Genomic DNA, 15,870 nt, shown 5'->3' with positions numbered 1-15,870 from the left:
GCCCCCGAATCACCGACCCACTCGCCATTGACCACCGAATCACCGACCACCGAAGGAGGACGCACCGCCATGAGTTACGCGATCAAGCCGCGCCGGGTCACGTTCGACTGGAAGCAGACCCCTCTGCACTGGATTCCGGGCGAGCCGACCGCGACGCACGTCATCAATGTGCTGCACCTGCTGCTGCCGGCGGGGGAGCGGTGGTTCGTGAAGGTCTTCAAGGAGGCACTCCCCTACGTCTCGGACGAGCAACTGCTCAAGGACGTCAAGGGCTTCATGGGCCAGGAGGCCACCCACAGCGTCCAGCACGCGTATGTGCTTGAGCACTTGGCCGAGCAGAATCTCGACACCAGCGGCTACACCAAGCACGTGGAGTGGATGTTCGACGTCCTGCTCGGCGAGAAGCCGCCGTGGGGCGCGCCGATCCGGCAGCGCGAATGGCTGCGCTTCCGGCTGTCGCTGATCGCCGCCATCGAGCACTTCACGGCGGTACTCGGCGACTGGATCCTGGACGCCGAGGCGCTGGACGAGGTGGACACCGACGAGGTGATGCTCGATCTGCTGCGCTGGCACGGCGCCGAGGAGGTCGAGCACCGGGCGGTCGCGTTCGACATGTCCCAGCACGTCGGCGGGGCGGGGGTACCCCGCTATCTGCGCCGCGCCGAGGGCATGGCCTTCGCCTGGCCGACGCTCTTCTACCTGTGGGTGGTCGGCGCCCGCTATCTGATCAGGCACGACCCGCAGCTGACCAAGGGCAAGTACCGCTTCCGGGACCACCGCGCCGCGGCCCGCCGCGGCCTGCTGCCGTCCTGGGCCTCCCTGAACGCGGCGATGCCCCGGTACCTGCGCCGGTCGTACCATCCGTCCCAGGAGGGGTCGCTGACCAAGGCCGTCGAGTACCTGGCCATATCCCCGGCGGCCCGCGCCAGCGAGAGGGCGAGCCGCACCGCGGCCTCCTGACCGGCGAGGAGCACCGAGGAGTGTGGGCGTGACCACCGCGGCCGAACAGCGCGCGTACCGGATCGAGGACCTGTCCCATCTGAGCGGGACGACGGTCCGTACGATCCGCGCCTACACCGACCGGGGCCTGCTGCCCAAACCGGAGCGGCGCGGCCGGGCCAATGTCTACGGCGACACACATCTGGCCCGGCTCCGGCAGATCGCCGACCTGCTGGAGCGCGGCTACACCCTGGCCAGCATCAAGGAGCTGCTGGAGGCGTGGGACGCGGGCACCGGACTCGGCGGGGTGCTCGGCCTGGTCGACGAGGTGGACCGGCCCTGGTCGGACGAGACACCGGTCCGGATGAGCCTGGCCGAGCTGTACGAGGCGTTCGGCGGGACGGCCGAGCCGTCGGCGGTCGAGGACGGGGTGGCGCTCGGCATCCTGGAGCCGGTGCCCGGCAGCGACGACGAATTCCTCGTGCCGAGCCCGCAGGAATTGGCGGTGGCCACGGAACTGCACGCCGCCGGGGTGCCGCTGTCCGCCATCACCGGCCACCTGCGGGAGCTGCGCGGCCAGGTCGAGTACATCTCCGAACGCTTCCTGCAGTTCACCACGGAGTACGTCTTCGAGCGGTTCCTGCACCACCCGCCCACCGACGAGGAGGCGGCCGAGGCCGCCTCCCTGGTCCGCCGGCTGCGCCCGCTGGCCCAGCAGACCCTGGACGCGGAGCTGGCCCGCGCGATGCGGATGACCGCCTCCGAACATGTCCGCCGACACCTGGGCGACGTCCTGCTCCCCCCGCCGCCGCCCCCGGCCACACCTACCACCGAGCTGCCCGTCCCGGTACCGCTTCCCGCGGCCACCGTCGCCGCGGTCCGCGCCCTGGTCGGACCCGACCACGTGGCGGAATTCGTGGCCGCCGCCGCCGAACGCGAGATCGCCGCCCGCCGCATGGACACCCTCACCACCCGCCCCAGCCCCACCGGCTGATCCGGGCGGGCCGTCAGCGCGTCAGTAACGGCAAGGAACGCACCCGCGGTCTCTTCCCGGCCCGACCTGCCACCGCTCAAGCACACTTGGGTGACGCGGAAGGCAGCTCCGACGCCGCCTCGCAGGCCATACCGATCACCCCATCAACGGGTTCGGCGCGCATCCTGGCGGAGACTGCGGCACTCAATCAGCGCTTGGGCATGACACTTCTCGACTCGTGATCGATGGCGAACAGCACCGCTTCTCGCAGTCGTATGCTCCCGAGCATGAGCCTGCGTCTGAGCACCGTGATCCTGCCGATCTACCGCTGGGCCGAAGGGCGCAAGGTATGGGAGGGAGCGGAGGACTTGGGCTTCCACGCCGCCTACACCTACGACCATCTGTCGTGGCGCAGCTTCCGCGACCGCACGTGGTTCGGGGCGATCCCGACGCTCACCGCGGCGGCCGGAGTGACGGATCGTATGCGTTTGGGGACCCTCGTTACGTCGCCGAACTTCCGCCACCCCGTGCCGCTGGCCAAGGAATTGATGACGCTTGACGACATCAGCGGCGGCCGGGTGACGCTGGGCGTCGGGGCCGGCGGCACCGGCTTCGACGCCACCACGCTGGGCCAGCAGCCGTGGACGCCGAAGGAGCGGGCCGACCGCTTCGCGGATTTCGTGGAACTCCTCGACCGACTGCTCTCCCAGGGCGACATCACCTTCAACGGCCGCTTCTACTCCGCCGTCGAGGCCCGCAACATCCCGGGCTGTGTACAGACCCCGCGCCTGCCGTTCGCCATCGCCGCCACCGGCCCGCGCGGCATGCAACTGGCCGCGAAGTACGGCCAGGCGTGGGTGACCACCGGCGATCCCGCCTTGTACGAGGCCGGGACGCCCCAGGAGTCCCTGGACGCAGTCCGCGGCCAGGTCGAACGCATCTCAGCCTCCCTGCGCGACGCCGCCCGTGACCCCGACGACGTCCCCAAGGTCTTCCTTACCGGCTTCACCCCCGACCGCGCCGCCCCCTTCGAGTCCGTGGACGCCTTCGTCGACTTCGCCGGCCGCCACGCCGAGGCCGGCATCACCGAGATCGTCATCCACTGGCCCATCCCGGACACCCCCGAATTCGCCTACGACCAGGCCACCTTCGAGCGCATCGCCACCGAGGCCCCGCGGCAGCTCACCTCCTGAGCCAGGTCGACTCCGGGAGCCGGCCTGGCAGCGGCCGCAGATCACCACCCGGTTCAGTCGTGGTAGCTATGCGTCACCATGAATTCGGTTCCATCGAGCATCGCACCCACTTCCGTACCGGCCCACTTGGTGAGAATCGTCGGCTGCTTCTCCACGTCGTCCAACAGACGGGTAAGCCCGTCGGCAGTAGGCGGCGCAGAAAGTTCGCAGCGGACGTCCGAGCTGCCGGTCGCGCTGCTGCAGTCCTCGTCCTCCGGGTCGTCGGGCTCCCAGTGGCCGATCTCGATCTCCCAGGTGGCGGCCTCTCGTTTCTGCGGCTCCGGCATGTGAACCGAGAGGTAATAGCCGTCCGAGTCGTACGGTTCCGAGAAGATGCTGAGGGGCAGGGAGTCCAGTGCGGCCTGTTCACTGGAGCACTGGGCGTAGGCGGTGACGAGAACTCGCAGGTCCGCGACGGCCCGCGCCCGCTCGTCGGACGAGATGCCGTCTTCGACCCGGTCCAATTCTTCCCGCGTCTCGGTGCCCAGCATTTCCATCCCGCCGTCGTACGCCACGAAGGGGTGACCAAATTCCCAGTCCCGCCGCTCGTCCGTCTCCGGGACAGCAATACCTTCCGAGTATTCCGCCAACGCGTTCCGCAACTCACGAGCCTCCGTCTCCAGTTCGACGGTGATCGCGGTCAGCACAGGCGGCGGCACCGCTGCGGTGGCGGCGTCGAGATCACTGAGCGCCCGGTGAAGCTCCAGACAGACGTACTCGTACCAGAGGCTGTGTTCCCCAACGAGGAGGTCGGCGCGCGCCTCCCGGTCGGTCAGCGCAGCAAGGTGCCGCCGTGGATAGCGGTTCACTTTGCCCTCGCGGTGGTCGAAGACGCTCAACGGGACCGTCGCCAGAGCGGAGATCCGATTGAGCGCATCCACGATCGGCGCTGCCAGATCAGGCGAACTCAGGCTCGTCACCGTGGATGACGCGACGCCTTTCGGACTGTCGTAGGTCGCCAGGATCTGGCACTTCCCACGGTTCGCGTGCAGAGAGTAAATGGTCATGCCTCACCTCTCGACCGCCGGGCCAATGGCACACCGACGGTCACGGTCTCGTTGGGAAAAGGCGGTGGCGAGGGCGTGATCCGACGCTCCGTGCCTTCAAGTCTTCAGCGGTGGTCCAGGCGCTGTCCCGAACTCCTTGCTGCCGCGAGCATAACGCGCGCACAAACTGCTCAGAGCGGTTAGGCGGGATCTGACTGCCCGGAGCCGGACGGTGAAGCTGGGGCTTGTCCCGCCTGGAGTGGGCCCTGTCCAGGGTCAAGGTCGAAGCGGCCACCGAGCAGACGGCCAAGGACGCGGCAAAGCTGCTCAAGGCCGCCGGTCCCCACGGGCACAAAGCCGCGATCAACGCGACCGTGGCGGAAGCAGCCCTGCGCCAACCACCCCCGGTCGCCGTCCTCACCTCCGACATCAACGACATGACGCGGCTCTGCGGTCAGCAGGTCGGACTCATCGGCCGCTGAACCTCATCGCGGCGGGAGGGTGAAGAGGGCGGTGGCGTTGTCGTGGCAGACGGCGCGGAGCCAGGTGGGGCCGAGGCCGGTGCGTTCGAGGGCGCGGAGGGCGTGCGGGTAGGGGTACGGGATGTTGGGGAAGTCGGTGCCGAGGAGGATGCGGTCGCCGAGGGCGGCCAGGCGGGGGAGGGCGCGGGTGGGGAAGGGCGCGGCGGACTCGCTGAAGTCGGTGAAGGCCATGGTCGTGTCGAGGTGGACACCGTCGTGGCGTTCGGCGAGGCCGAGGAAGTCCTCGTACTCGGGCATGCCCAGGTGGGCGACGACCAGCCGGAGCCGGGGGTGCCGGGCGAGCAGGGCGGTGATCGGGCCGGGCCCGGTGAAGGGGCCCGGGACCGGGCCCGAGCCGCAGTGGGTGACGACGGGAACGCCGGCGTCGGCGAGCAGGCCCCAGACCTCGTCGAGCAGCGGGTCGTTGGGGTCGTAGCCGCCGACCTGGAGGTGGCACTTGAAGACGCGCGTGCCCTGGCCGAGGGCGCGCCGTACGTCGTCGGCGGCGGACGGCTCGGCGAAGAAGGTCGCGGTGTGCAGGCAGTCCGGGGTGCGGGCGGCGAAGTCGGCGGACCAGTCGTTGAGCCAGCGCGCCATGCCGGGCTTGTGCGGATAGAGCATGGACGTGAAGGCGCGGACGCCGAAGCCGCGCAGGGTGGCCAGCCGCCGTTCCTCCTCCGCGCGGTACGCGATCGGCCAGTGCCGGCCGACGAGCGGCCCGGCCGCGTCGAAGTACGCCCAGACCTTGGCCATGACCCGGTCCGGCATGAAGTGGGTGTGGACGTCGACGAGCGCGTCGAGCCCGAGCGAGTCCCGGAAGGCGGCGACCTCGGCGAATTCCGCCGCCGCGGCCTCCCCCTGGTCCACCGCGGCCTCCCCCCGGCCCGCCGTGTCCTCGCGCACATCCCCGGCTGCGTCCTCGTGACCCCTCACGCCCGCCAGCCTAACCGTCCGCCCGTTTCAAACCCCGGGAGGTAGATGGTCTCTGCATGAATTTCCCGGCCAGTACATGTCAACCAAAAAGCTGACTTCCTGTCAGATTGCCCGTACCGCCCCTGGAGCGCGACACGGCCCCGCTCCTACACTCACGGCAGCCCGCAGGCCGGATCCGGCCACCGCCGGGCGCACGGCAAGGGACAGGCGGCGGCCGACCGGGCCGCCGCCTCCCTGGAGAGGGAGGAAACCGACCATGGTGAAGCACTACCTCAAGTACGCCCTGAGCACGCTGACGGCCGCGATGTTCGTGCACATGTCCTGACCTGGACGCATGTCCTGACCCGAACCGCAGAGCCCGCCCCGGCCTGTACCGGGCCGGGGCGTCCGGCCGCCCGGCCCTCCGGCCCCGGGGCCGTCGACCGCCCGACGCGCATGTGCTCCAGGAGGCGAAGCCACCGTGTTCGGCACCGCACTGAGTCAGCTGCGCTACAGCACCGCCGTCCTGCTGGGCCGCCGCATCCGCCCACGCGACCTCGACCGCATCGCCCGCGACCTGGTGGCGACACTCGCCGAATTCGGCGAACCGGGCGAGGACTCCGCGCTGCTGCCCGGCCAGGCTGCCCAGGTCGACCCGCAGGTGCGGGCCACGATGACCGGCCGGAGCCTGCGGGCCACGGCGCGCGCCGCCGTCCGGCACACCCCGTACTACGCCCGGGTCTTCGCCGAACTCGGCCTGGACCCCGGCACGCTGGACGCCGGCAGCTGGTCGCGGGTGCCGGTGACGGCGAAGAAGGCGCTGCGCGACCGGCCCGCCGACTTCGTCTCCGCCGCGGCCCGCCCCGCGCTGATGGCGCTGACCACCGGGACCAGCGGCACGCCCACCACGGTCTGGTACGCCAGGGACGAGCTGGAGACGACGGTCGCGCTCAGTACGATCTCGGCCGCGCTCGGCCTGGGCCTGCGCCCGCGGCACACCATGGCGTACGCGGGCTGCTCGCGCGCGACGCTGCCGCTGCTGAACGCGGAGGAGTCCGCGACGCGGGTGGGCGCGGCGTTCGTCCAGTTCGGGACGGTTGAACCCGCGATCGTCCTGGCCCGGCTCGCCGCCCCGCTCGGGCTGCCCGGCAAGGAGCCGCGCATCACCCATCTGACCACCTCCGCCTCGTATCTGTCGGCGCTGGTGCAGGAGGCCGAGCGCACGGGACGCGGGCCGGCGGACTTCGGCCTGGAGAGCGTCGGCGTGGGCGGCGAGGTGCTGTCGGACCCGCTGCGGGCCCGCGCCGAGGCGGTGCTCGGGGCACCGGTCGCCACCTCGTACCTGATGACGGAGACGCTGCCGTCCGGCGGCACGCCCTGCGCCGCGGGCCATCTCCACCACACCACCGAATTCGGCCACCTCGAAGTGCTCGACCCGCTGACCTGGGAACCGACCGCACCCGGCGCCGTCGGAACGATCGTGCACACGCCGTACGTGCCGTACCGCACCTGCACCCTGCTGCTGCGGTACGCGACCGGCGACCTCGTCCGCGTACCGGCCGCGCCGCCGGACTGCGAGCTGGCGCACCTGCCGGCCACCTCCGCCGTACTCGGCCGCTGGTCGGGACCGCTGAGCGCCGCGCTGCCGACCCGGGCGCTGCTCGACCTGATCGAGGCGGAGCCCGAGGTGCCGCTGCCCGCGCGCTACGCCGTCACCGAACGCCCCGACGGCACGGCCCTGCTGCACCTGCTGGTCCGCACCCTGCCCGCCCGCGCGCTGCTGGCCCGGCTGGAGGAACGGGCGGACGCGGCGCGTCTGCCGCTGGCCGGAATCAAGCTGTACGACGACCGGGCCGCCCTGCCGCCGGCCGCCCCCGTACGGGCCGACCTGCGCGAGCGCACCTTCGAGACGCTGCCGGAACCGCCCGAACCGCCGCAACCGGCAGCGTCGGCAACGGCGGAGACCGCCAGGGCGGCGACGGCATGAGCGGGGTCGCGCTCGCCGCACTGAGCGGCTGCGTCGCGCTGGTGATGGCGGTGGCGGGCACCTATCTGGCCCGGGTGCGGATGCCCCGGCCGCCGGTCGGCGTCTACGAACCGGCCGACATCGTGCTGCTGTGCGTCGGCATCGTGCTGGCTCCGCTGCTCTATCTGGAGCTGCCGGGCACGGCGGTGGCCGCGGTGTTCGGGGTGGTGCTGGGCCTGGCGGTGCAGTTCACGCTCGCGCCGGTGGTGGCCGCGCGGTGGCCGGGTGCGGGATGGGCCACGGCGACGACGTGGCTGCTCGCCGCCGCCGGGTGCGCCGTGACGGCGCTGCTGCACGACCGGCCGACGGGCGTACGCGTCGGTACGGATCTGCTGATCGCCGTCGCGGTGGTCGGCGTGGCCAATCTGTGGACGCAGAGCGGTATGCGCGCCGCCCATGTCGCCGCCCTCGCGGCCGCCCTGACCTGCTACGACCTGGTGGCGACCGCGCTCACCGACGTCACGCTGCGGTTCGCGACCCGCGTCCAGGGCCGCCCCTTCGCGCCGATGCTCGCCCTGACGGGCGGCCAGCACCCGGTGTCGGTCGGCCTCGGCGACCTACTGCTGCTCGTGCTGTTCCCGCTGGTCGCGGCCAAGGCGTACGGGCGGGGCGCGGCGCTGATGGCGGGCGCGGTGGGGGTGGCGGTGACGGGCGCGATCAGTGCGCTCTTCGCCGTCGGGGCGCTGACCAGCGGATTCCCGTTGCTGACGGCGCTCGGCCCGCTGATCGTGGCGCAGCATCTGTACTGGTCGCGGCGGCTCGGCGGTGAGCGGACCACGGCGCAGTGGCGGGCCGCGCCCGGCGCCGTACGGTCCGGGCCCGCGGTGCGGCGGGGCTGATCGCGGGCGCCGGCGCGGGCGGCCTGATTGGTCCGAACAGGTGGCGTTTGTGTGTATATCCGCGAATCCGAGGTGCGCTTCCTGGGAATCCGTGCCGTCTTCCTCATGATCGGAGAAGTCAGATTTTCCGCACCGAGGAATCGAGAGGTCATGAACGTCATCAAGAACGTCACCGCCTTCTGGAGCGCCTTCGTCAGCGTGCTCCTCAAGTGCGTCGCCGGGCTCGGCTTCGCCACTCCCGCCCGCACCGCCCGGGCCGCCGCGCAGATCCCGGCCGCCACCCCCGCCGCCGTCCCGGCCCGCGGGACGGTCTCCGGTACGGCCGCGCCGGCCGAACCGATCCCCACCAGGACACCGGGATGCGCGGCGTACCTGCCCGCGCCCAGGCCCGGCGGCCGGACACTGCCGCCGACGATGAAGCAGCGCATCCGCGCCGAGGCGCACGGCTCCTCCCCCTCCGCCCGCAGCATCGGCGCCGGCCTCGACGTCTCGGACACCCCGCCGTTCACCGCGAACACCGCCCTGGCCGACCACGCCCTGACGGCGGCCGACGAGAACGCCCGGCGCGCGCACGAGAACGCGGCACTCGTCCGCTGAGCAGCTCCGTACGACCGCACGACGCAGTACCCATGACGTTTCTTCAGCAGAACCAGCAGGACCCGTACGACCAGCAGGACCAGCACAGCCACGTACCACCCACAGACTTCCGCGCCTGACGGCGCGGCCACGAAAGAGCAGCAGGAGAACACAGCAGCAGAGCAGCCACCACCGACGGGATCAAGCCGGAATCGCGGCCGGAACAGGCTCGGCTGAGCAGGTATCCGCACTTTTGTGCGGGCGGGGCAAGGATGCGCAAGGATGGCCCCGTGACCTCAGCCACCGAGCCCAGCGGGCAACCACGACCCGCGGACGACGAGCCGTCCGCAGCCGCCTCCTACTCCCTCCCGTCGCCACGGCTGATCGCCACCGATCTCGACGGCACGCTGCTGCACGGTGACAAGACGGTGTCCCCGCGTACGGTCGCGGCGCTCACCGACGCGGAGGCCGCGGGAATCGAGGTCTTCTTCGTCACCGGGCGGCCCGCGCGCTGGATGGGCACGGTCGCCGAGCACCTGGCGGGGCACGGGATGGCCATCCTGGCCAACGGCGCCGCTGTGTACGACCTGCACAAGGGCGAGTTGATCGAGGCGTTCCCGCTGCCGGAGGACGAGGCGCTGGCCGCCGCGCACGCGCTGCGCGCCGCCGTGCCGGGCACGTACTTCGCCGTCGAACGCGTCGACACCTTCTACCGCGAGCCCGAATACCCGCGGATCGAACCGGACTTCGGGCCCACCGCACCGATCGAGGAACTGCTCTCGGTGCGCGCCGCGGGACAGCCGCTGCTGAAGCTGCTGGCCAAGCACCCCTCGGTCGACCCCGACGAATTCCTGGCGATCGGCCTCGAAGTGGCGGGCCTGTACGGTGAGATCACCCGGTCCGCGGAGAGCGCGCTGCTGGAGATCAGCGGTACGGGCGTCAGCAAGGCGACGACGCTGGCGCGATGTTGCGCGGAGCGCGGTGTGACGGCCGCGGAGGTCGTCGCCTTCGGGGACATGCCGAACGATCTGGCGATGCTGAGCTGGGCCGGTACGTCGTACGCCGTCGCCAACGCCCACCCGCGGGTGCTGGAGGCGACCACGCACCGGACGGCGTCCAACGACGAGGACGGCGTGGCCCGGGTCATCGAGCGGATCCTTGCCGCCCGGCGCGGCTGAGCGCCAACTCCCTTACCGAACACGTCAGTCGGGCTGGGACGGAGTCCGGAGCGGGGCCTCCCACACCACCGTCGTACCGGTGCCGTCCGGCCCCGGCCCATACGTACTGGAGCCGCCGAGCGAGCCGGCGCGACGAGCGAGATTGCGCAGGCCGCTGCGGCGCCCGCCCTCGGGGATGCCGACGCCGTCGTCGGTGGCGGTCAGGCGGACGGCGGGGGCGCCGTCGGGGAGGGCGGCGGTGGCGTCGACCGTCACGTCGATCCGGGAGGCGCGGGCGTGCCGGAAGGCGTTGGAGAGGACCTCGCGCAGGGCGGCGACGAGATTCTTGCCGACCGGTTCGCCGACGAGCGCGTCCACGGCGCCGACGAAGCGCACGGACGGCTGGAAGCCCAACGGCACGGCTGCCGTGCCGACTTCGCGCAGCGCGCGGGCCCGCAGACCGGAATGGGCGGCGTCGTCGCCCGGGCCCTGCTGGAGGGCGTAGATCGCGGTGCGCACTTCCTGGATGGTGGCGTCGAGTTCGTCCACGGCGTGACCGATCCGCTCGATGACCTCGGGGGTGCGGGCCCGCCGGCCCGCGCCCTCCAGCATCATGCCGGTGGCGAACAGACGCTGGATCACCAGGTCGTGCAGATCGCGGGCGATCCGGTCGCGGTCCTCGTAGACCGCGAGGCGTTCGCGGTCGCGCTGCACGTCGGCCAGGACGAGGGCGAGCGCGGCCTGAGCGGCGAACTGGGTGGCCAGGACGCGTTCGGTCTCGCTGAACGGACGGCCGCCCGGCGGCCGGGGCAGCGCCAGGATGCCGATCACCCGGTCGTTGCTCTGCAACGGGAGCATCATCGTCGGACCGAAGCGCTGTGCCAGCCGCGTCGTGGTGCGCGGGTCGGAGGCGGCGTCGTCCACGAAGACCGGCTCGCCGTTCAACAGCTGCGCCACGATGGGGTTCTCGGCCGGGATGACGGTGCCGACCATGCCCTCGGGGTCGGCCGCCGACGCCGCCACCACCTCCAGGCCGCTGTCACTCCCGCGCGGCGCCAGCACCAGGGCGGCGGCGGACTCGGCGAGCTTGCGCGCCCACACGGCGACGACGTCCAGCGCGTCGTCGGCGGCGTCCCCGGTGAGCAGCGCCGTGGTGACGGCGGCGGCGCCGCTGATCCAGTGCTCGCGCTGCCGGGCGGACTCGTACAGCCGCGCGTTGCCGATCGCGATGCCGGCCTCCATGGCGAGGATCCGCAGCATGCGGGTGTCCTCGTCGGTGAACTGCCAGCCGCCGCGCTTCTCGGTCAGATAGAGATTGCCGAAGATCTCGGTGTGCACGCGGATCGGGACGCCCACGAAGGTCTTCATCGGCGGGTGGCCGGGCGGCAGGCCCACCGAACGGTCGTCGGCGGACAGATCGGCCAGGCGCAGCGGCACCGGGTGCTTGATCAGCTCACCGAGCAGACCGGCGTGGCCGTCCGGCAGCGCGCCCATCCGGGCCGCGTCGGTCTCGCCGATGCCGTATGTGATGAAGTCGGCGAGGCCGGTGCCATCGGCGTCCAGGACGCCGAGCGCGGCGTAACGGGCGTCGGCCAGCTCAGCGGCGGTCTCCACGATCCGGCGCAGCGTGGTGTGCAGCTCGATGCCGGTGCCGACCGACACGACGGCTTCCAGCAGCTCGGGCAGCCGCAGGGTGATCTGCGAGGCGATGACCTGGAAGCTGAGGGTGGGCGACCCGTCAGGGCCGCCCGAGCCGCCCGGACCGCCCGTGCCGTTCAGCGGTCCGGGGGCGCCGTCGCTGTCTGCTGCCATGCCCCCGAGCGTAGGAGCCGCGACGGCGTTTCGCCCCTTATGCCCGGCATCCCGGCGACCCGGGTCCGGCGGGCGGTGCGTCCGTCTCATCTGTCCGACCACGCAGCCCGCCGAAATGTGAGGTCAAATCGACTGCGAATTCCACCTCACATTTCGGGTCGCTGGTTGGTCGTAGTCGTGAGCGCATGCAATCGGGGAGCCGGGTCAGGCGGCGGTCATCGCGAGGTGATCGGACTGCGCGGGGGCACCGGCGCCCGCGTCCGCGAGCCGCTCGCGTTCCAGCGCGCGGCGGAAGTCGCCCTCGGCCGCCGCAAGTTCGGCGTAGGAGCCGCGCTGCACGACGCGGCCCCGCTCCAGCACCACGATCTCGTCGACCGCGCCGTCCGCGAGGCCCGCGAGCCGGTGGGTGATGATCAGCGTCGTACGGCCGCGGGTGGCGGCCAGCAGATCGGCGGTCAGGGCGTCGGCGGTGGCCAGGTCGAGGTGCTCGGCGGGCTCGTCCAGCACGAGGACGGGGAAGCGGGCCAGCAGCGCGCGGGCCAGCGCCAGGCGCTGCCGCATGCCGCCGGACAGCCGGGCGCCGTGCTCGCCGACGAGGGTGTCGAGGCCGATGTCGAGCCGGGCGGCGGCCAGCGCGTCCCGTAGTTCGGCGTCGTCCGCGCCGGGGCGGGCCAGCCGCAGATCCTCCCGGACGGTGCTGTCGAAGACGTGCGCGTCCTGGGCGCACAGCCCGACCAGGCGGCGTACGTCGTCGCCGTCCAGCCCGGCCGCGTCCTGCCCGGCCAGCGTGTATGTGCCCGCCTCGGCGTCCAGGAAGCGCAGCAGGACGTGCGCGAGCGTCGTCTTGCCCGCGCCCGAGGCGCCGACGACGGCGACGCGGCGGCCCGCGGTGAGCGTGAGGTCGACGTCGTGGAGCGCCGGCTCGGCCTGGCCCGGGTGGCGGGCCGTCAGCCCGCGCACCACCAGCGGGAAGGGCGCGGCGGGCGGGGCGGCGGGCCGCTCCGGCTCCCGTACGGGCAGCGGCGCGTCCAGCACCTCGGCCACCCGCGCCGCCGAGCGGCGGCTGCGCTGCCGCTGCTGCACGGCGGCCGGCATCCCCGTGACGGCCTCGAAGGCGGCGAGCGGCGTGAGGACGACGACGGCCAGCGCGACGCCCTGGAGGTGATGTCCGGCGACAGCCGCGACACCGGCGTACGCGCACGCCGTCACCGTCAGACCGCTGATCAGCGCGGTGAGTCCGGCGCCGAGCGCGGTCGCGGCGGCCGAGCGGGCGGCGATCGCGGTGAGGGTACGGTCGGCGCGCTCGGCGTCCGCACGGCGGCGCGGGAGGGCGCCCGCGACGGTCAGTTCGGCGGTGCCGGTGAACAGGCCGAGCACCCGGGCGGACAGTTCGCCGCGCGCGGGCGCGAGCCGGGCCTGCGTACGGCGGGCGACGGCGGCCGACAGCGCGGGCACGGCGACGCCCGCGGCGAGCAGGCCCGCCGCGAGGACCGCCCCGGCGGCGGGCAGTAGCCAGCCGGTGAAGGCGGCGGCGACCGCGCCGACGACGCCGCCGGTCAGGGCGGGCAGCAGCCAGCGCAGATAGTGGTCCTGGACAGCATCCACGTCGGCGACCAGCCGGGACAGCAGGTCACCGCGCCGGGTCGCGCCGAGCCCGGCGGGCGCCAGCCGCTCCAGCCGCCGGAAGACCGCCACCCGGACCCCGGCCAGCGCTCGGAACACCGCGTCGTGCGCCACGAGCCGCTCGCCGTACCGGAACACCGCCCGGCCGATCCCGAACGCCCGCGTCGCGGTGACCGCCACCATCAGATACAGCACCGGCGGCTGCTGCGACGCCCGGCTGATCAGCCACCCGGACGTCGCCATCAGCCCGACCGCCGACAGCAGCGCGAGCGCGCCGAGCGCGACGGCGGCCCAGAACCGGCGCCGCGCGCCGCCGGTGAGGCGGTTGAGCACGGTGCTCTGCTCCCTGCCGGAGGCATCGGGAGCACCGGTACGGCCGGAGGCCCCGCGCTCAGGCGCGTCGTCCGGGCGACGCCCGCCCGGAAGCGCGGGCAGGTCATCGACGGCAGGGCCCGCGTGAGCAGGCGCCGCCACGGACGCGACGGCGTCCCGCCCGCCCGGCGCGGGCTGGGTGCTGGCATCGGCGTCGGCGTGAACTTCAAGCCGGGCCGCCGGCCCCGCCGTCGCACTTACCGCGGGCGCGGGACGGGCGGTCGAACGCGGCGCCAGCGCCCGGGGCTCGGGTGCGGTGTCCACCGGTTCGGGTGCGGGGCGCAGGGTTACGACCTTGTCGGCAAGGGGGAGGAGGGCCGGGCGGTGGGCGATCAGGAGGACGGTGCGGGTGGCGGTGAGGCGGTGGAGGGTGGCGACGACGTCGGCCTCGGTGGCGCCGTCGAGATTGGCGGTGGGCTCGTCCAGGAGGAGCAGGGGGCGGTCGGCGAGGAAGGCGCGGGCGAGGGCGACGCGCTGGCGCTGGCCGGCCGAGAGATTGGTGCCGTCCTCGGTGAGGAGGTCGGTGGGGGAGACGAAGGACAGGGCGCCGGCGTCGGCGAGGGCGGCCCGTACGGCGGCGTCGTCGGCGTCCGGCCGGGCCAGCCGTACGTTGTCGGCGACGGTGCCGGCGAACAGGTGCGGATGCTGCGGGACCCAGGCGATCTGCCGGTGCCAGTCGGCGGGGTCGAGCGCGGTCAGGTCGGTGCCGCCGACCAGGATCCGGCCCTCGGCGGCCGGGACGAAACCCAGCAGCGCATTGAGCAGCGTGGTCTTGCCGACACCGCTGGGCCCGGTGACCGCCACCGTCTCGCCGGGCGCGAGCGTGAAACCGGTGGTCGCGAGCGAGCCGCCGTCGCGCACGGCGAGACCGTCGACCGTGATCGTCGCCGACCGCAGATCGGGCACCGCCGCCCCGCCCGGCGCGGTCGCCGGCTCCGTCTCCAGCACCTCGAAGACCTGCTCGGCGGCGGCCAGCCCCTCGGCCGCCGCGTGGTATTGCGCGCCGACCTGCCGCAGCGGCAGATACGCCTCGGGCGCCAGGATCAGCACCAGCAGCCCGGTGCGCAGCGAGAGTTCACCGTGCACCAGCCGCATGCCGATGCCGACCGCGACCAGGGCGACGGAGATGGTGGCGAGCAGTTCCAGGACGAAGGAGGACAGGAACGCGATCCGCAGCGTCTTGAGAGTGGCCCGCCGGTAGTCGCCGGTGATAGCGCGGATGTTGTCGGCCTGCGCCTTGGCCCGGCCGAACACCTTGAGCGTCGGCAGGCCGGCGACGACGTCCAGGAAGTGCCCGGACAGCCGGGCCAGCAGCTTCCACTGCCGGTCCATCCGGTCCCGGGTGGCCCAGCCGACCAGCACCATGAACAGCGGGATGAGCGGCAGCGTCAGCGCGATGGTGAGCGCCGAGACCCAGTCGGCGGCCAGAATCCGGGCCAGCACGACCGCGGGCACCACGACCGCGAGCCCGAGCTGCGGCAGATAGCGGGCGAAGTAGTCGTCCAGCGCGTCGATCCCGCGGGTGGCGAGCGTGGTCAGCTCGCCGCTGCGGCGGCCGGTCAGCCAGCCGGGGCCGAGCGCGGTGGCCCGCTCCAGCAGCCGGCCGCGCAACTGCGACTTGGCCGCCGCGCCCGCCCGGTGGGCGCACAGTTCGGTGAGCCAGCCCACCAGCGCCCGCCCGGCGGCGACGGCGACCAGCCACAGCAGCGTGCCGCGCAGCTCGCCGGTCCCCTCGCCGCCCTGGAAGCCGCCGACCACCACATCGGCGATCAGCACCGCCTGAGCGACGATCAGCCCCGCCCCGGCCACCCCGAGCAGTACGGAGCCGGCCAGGAAGACCCGGGTGGTACGGGCGTACCGCAGCAGTCGCGGATCGACAGGTTTCACGTGAAACATCCCCTC

General features: G+C 72.8%; 11 protein-coding genes and 1 pseudogene. 8 read left to right on the top strand and 4 right to left on the bottom strand.

Going from position 1 to position 15,870, the window contains the following annotated elements:
* The first annotated feature begins 69 nt into the window (after positions 1 to 69).
* The 3 genes from BM076_RS04515 to BM076_RS04505 all read left to right on the top strand — a co-directional run bounded on the left by BM076_RS04515 (position 70) and on the right by BM076_RS04505 (position 3,105).
* Entirely contained in the window at positions 70 to 960 is an 891-nt protein-coding gene (locus BM076_RS04515; RefSeq protein ID WP_093712012.1) for a metal-dependent hydrolase, read from the top strand.
* Positions 961 to 988: 28 nt separating this feature from the next.
* On the top strand, positions 989 to 1,933 hold the full coding sequence (locus BM076_RS04510; RefSeq protein ID WP_177246320.1) for a MerR family transcriptional regulator: 945 nt from the start codon (positions 989 to 991) through the stop codon (positions 1,931 to 1,933).
* A gap of 266 nt (positions 1,934 to 2,199) precedes the next feature.
* Entirely contained in the window at positions 2,200 to 3,105 is a 906-nt protein-coding gene (locus BM076_RS04505) for an LLM class flavin-dependent oxidoreductase (RefSeq protein ID WP_093712010.1), read from the top strand.
* A 53-nt stretch (positions 3,106 to 3,158) separates the two neighbouring features.
* On the opposite strand, the gene BM076_RS04500 is transcribed toward BM076_RS04505, so the two are convergent.
* Complete coding sequence (locus BM076_RS04500; RefSeq protein WP_093712009.1) at positions 3,159 to 4,151, bottom strand: hypothetical protein; 993 nt, start codon at positions 4,149 to 4,151, stop codon at positions 3,159 to 3,161.
* A gap of 224 nt (positions 4,152 to 4,375) precedes the next feature.
* Here BM076_RS04500 and BM076_RS04495 point away from each other — a divergent pair.
* Positions 4,376 to 4,612 (top strand): annotated as a pseudogene (locus BM076_RS04495) (DNA-binding protein); the annotation flags it as partial.
* A gap of 3 nt (positions 4,613 to 4,615) precedes the next feature.
* Here the strand turns inward: BM076_RS04495 and BM076_RS04490 are convergent.
* Complete coding sequence (locus BM076_RS04490; protein WP_093712238.1) at positions 4,616 to 5,518, bottom strand: amidohydrolase family protein; 903 nt, start codon at positions 5,516 to 5,518, stop codon at positions 4,616 to 4,618.
* A 526-nt stretch (positions 5,519 to 6,044) separates the two neighbouring features.
* Here BM076_RS04490 and BM076_RS04485 point away from each other — a divergent pair.
* From BM076_RS04485 to BM076_RS04470, 4 genes are all read left to right on the top strand, one after another.
* Positions 6,045 to 7,550: a phenylacetate--CoA ligase family protein gene (locus tag BM076_RS04485; protein ID WP_245795713.1), complete on the top strand. Its 1,506-nt coding sequence runs from the start codon at positions 6,045 to 6,047 to the stop codon at positions 7,548 to 7,550.
* On the top strand, positions 7,547 to 8,428 hold the full coding sequence (locus BM076_RS04480; protein ID WP_245795712.1) for a hypothetical protein: 882 nt from the start codon (positions 7,547 to 7,549) through the stop codon (positions 8,426 to 8,428). Before BM076_RS04485 ends, BM076_RS04480 begins: the two co-directional genes overlap by 4 nt.
* A 150-nt stretch (positions 8,429 to 8,578) precedes the next feature.
* The gene (locus BM076_RS04475) at positions 8,579 to 9,025 is read left to right on the top strand and encodes a DUF6344 domain-containing protein (RefSeq protein ID WP_245795711.1); all 447 of its coding nucleotides are present in this window, start codon (positions 8,579 to 8,581) and stop codon (positions 9,023 to 9,025) included.
* Between the two features lie 269 nt (positions 9,026 to 9,294).
* Positions 9,295 to 10,182, top strand: coding sequence for a Cof-type HAD-IIB family hydrolase (locus BM076_RS04470; protein ID WP_245795710.1), 888 nt, complete (start codon positions 9,295 to 9,297; stop codon positions 10,180 to 10,182).
* Positions 10,183 to 10,206: 24 nt separating this feature from the next.
* Here BM076_RS04470 and BM076_RS04465 read toward each other — a convergent pair whose 3' ends face one another.
* A complete protein-coding gene (locus BM076_RS04465; protein WP_093712007.1) occupies positions 10,207 to 11,973 on the bottom strand; it encodes a sensor histidine kinase in 1,767 nt (588 codons plus the stop codon).
* A gap of 204 nt (positions 11,974 to 12,177) precedes the next feature.
* Complete coding sequence (cydD, locus tag BM076_RS04460; RefSeq protein WP_093712006.1) at positions 12,178 to 15,864, bottom strand: thiol reductant ABC exporter subunit CydD; 3,687 nt, start codon at positions 15,862 to 15,864, stop codon at positions 12,178 to 12,180.
* Between the last annotated feature and the right edge of the window lie 6 nt (positions 15,865 to 15,870).

Origin of the sequence: Actinacidiphila alni (assembly GCF_900112845.1) — a bacterium.
In the GTDB taxonomy this organism is placed as follows: Bacteria; Actinomycetota; Actinomycetes; order Streptomycetales; family Streptomycetaceae; genus Actinacidiphila; species Actinacidiphila alni.
Note: the sequence above shows the minus strand (reverse complement) of the source record. Positions and strands in the feature narration are given on the sequence as shown.

What these genes read in the sequence shown, in the direction of transcription:
- BM076_RS04475 (WP_245795711.1), top strand. Translation starts at nt 8,579, where the DNA reads ATGAACGTCATCAAGAACGTCACCGCCTTCTGGAGCGCCTTCGTCAGC.
- BM076_RS04480 (WP_245795712.1), top strand. Translation starts at nt 7,547, where the DNA reads ATGAGCGGGGTCGCGCTCGCCGCACTGAGCGGCTGCGTCGCGCTGGTG.
- cydD (WP_093712006.1), bottom strand. Translation starts at nt 15,864, where the DNA reads ATGTTTCACGTGAAACCTGTCGATCCGCGACTGCTGCGGTACGCCCGT.
- BM076_RS04500 (WP_093712009.1), bottom strand. Translation starts at nt 4,151, where the DNA reads ATGACCATTTACTCTCTGCACGCGAACCGTGGGAAGTGCCAGATCCTG.
- BM076_RS04465 (WP_093712007.1), bottom strand. Translation starts at nt 11,973, where the DNA reads ATGGCAGCAGACAGCGACGGCGCCCCCGGACCGCTGAACGGCACGGGC.
- BM076_RS04505 (WP_093712010.1), top strand. Translation starts at nt 2,200, where the DNA reads ATGAGCCTGCGTCTGAGCACCGTGATCCTGCCGATCTACCGCTGGGCC.
- BM076_RS04515 (WP_093712012.1), top strand. Translation starts at nt 70, where the DNA reads ATGAGTTACGCGATCAAGCCGCGCCGGGTCACGTTCGACTGGAAGCAG.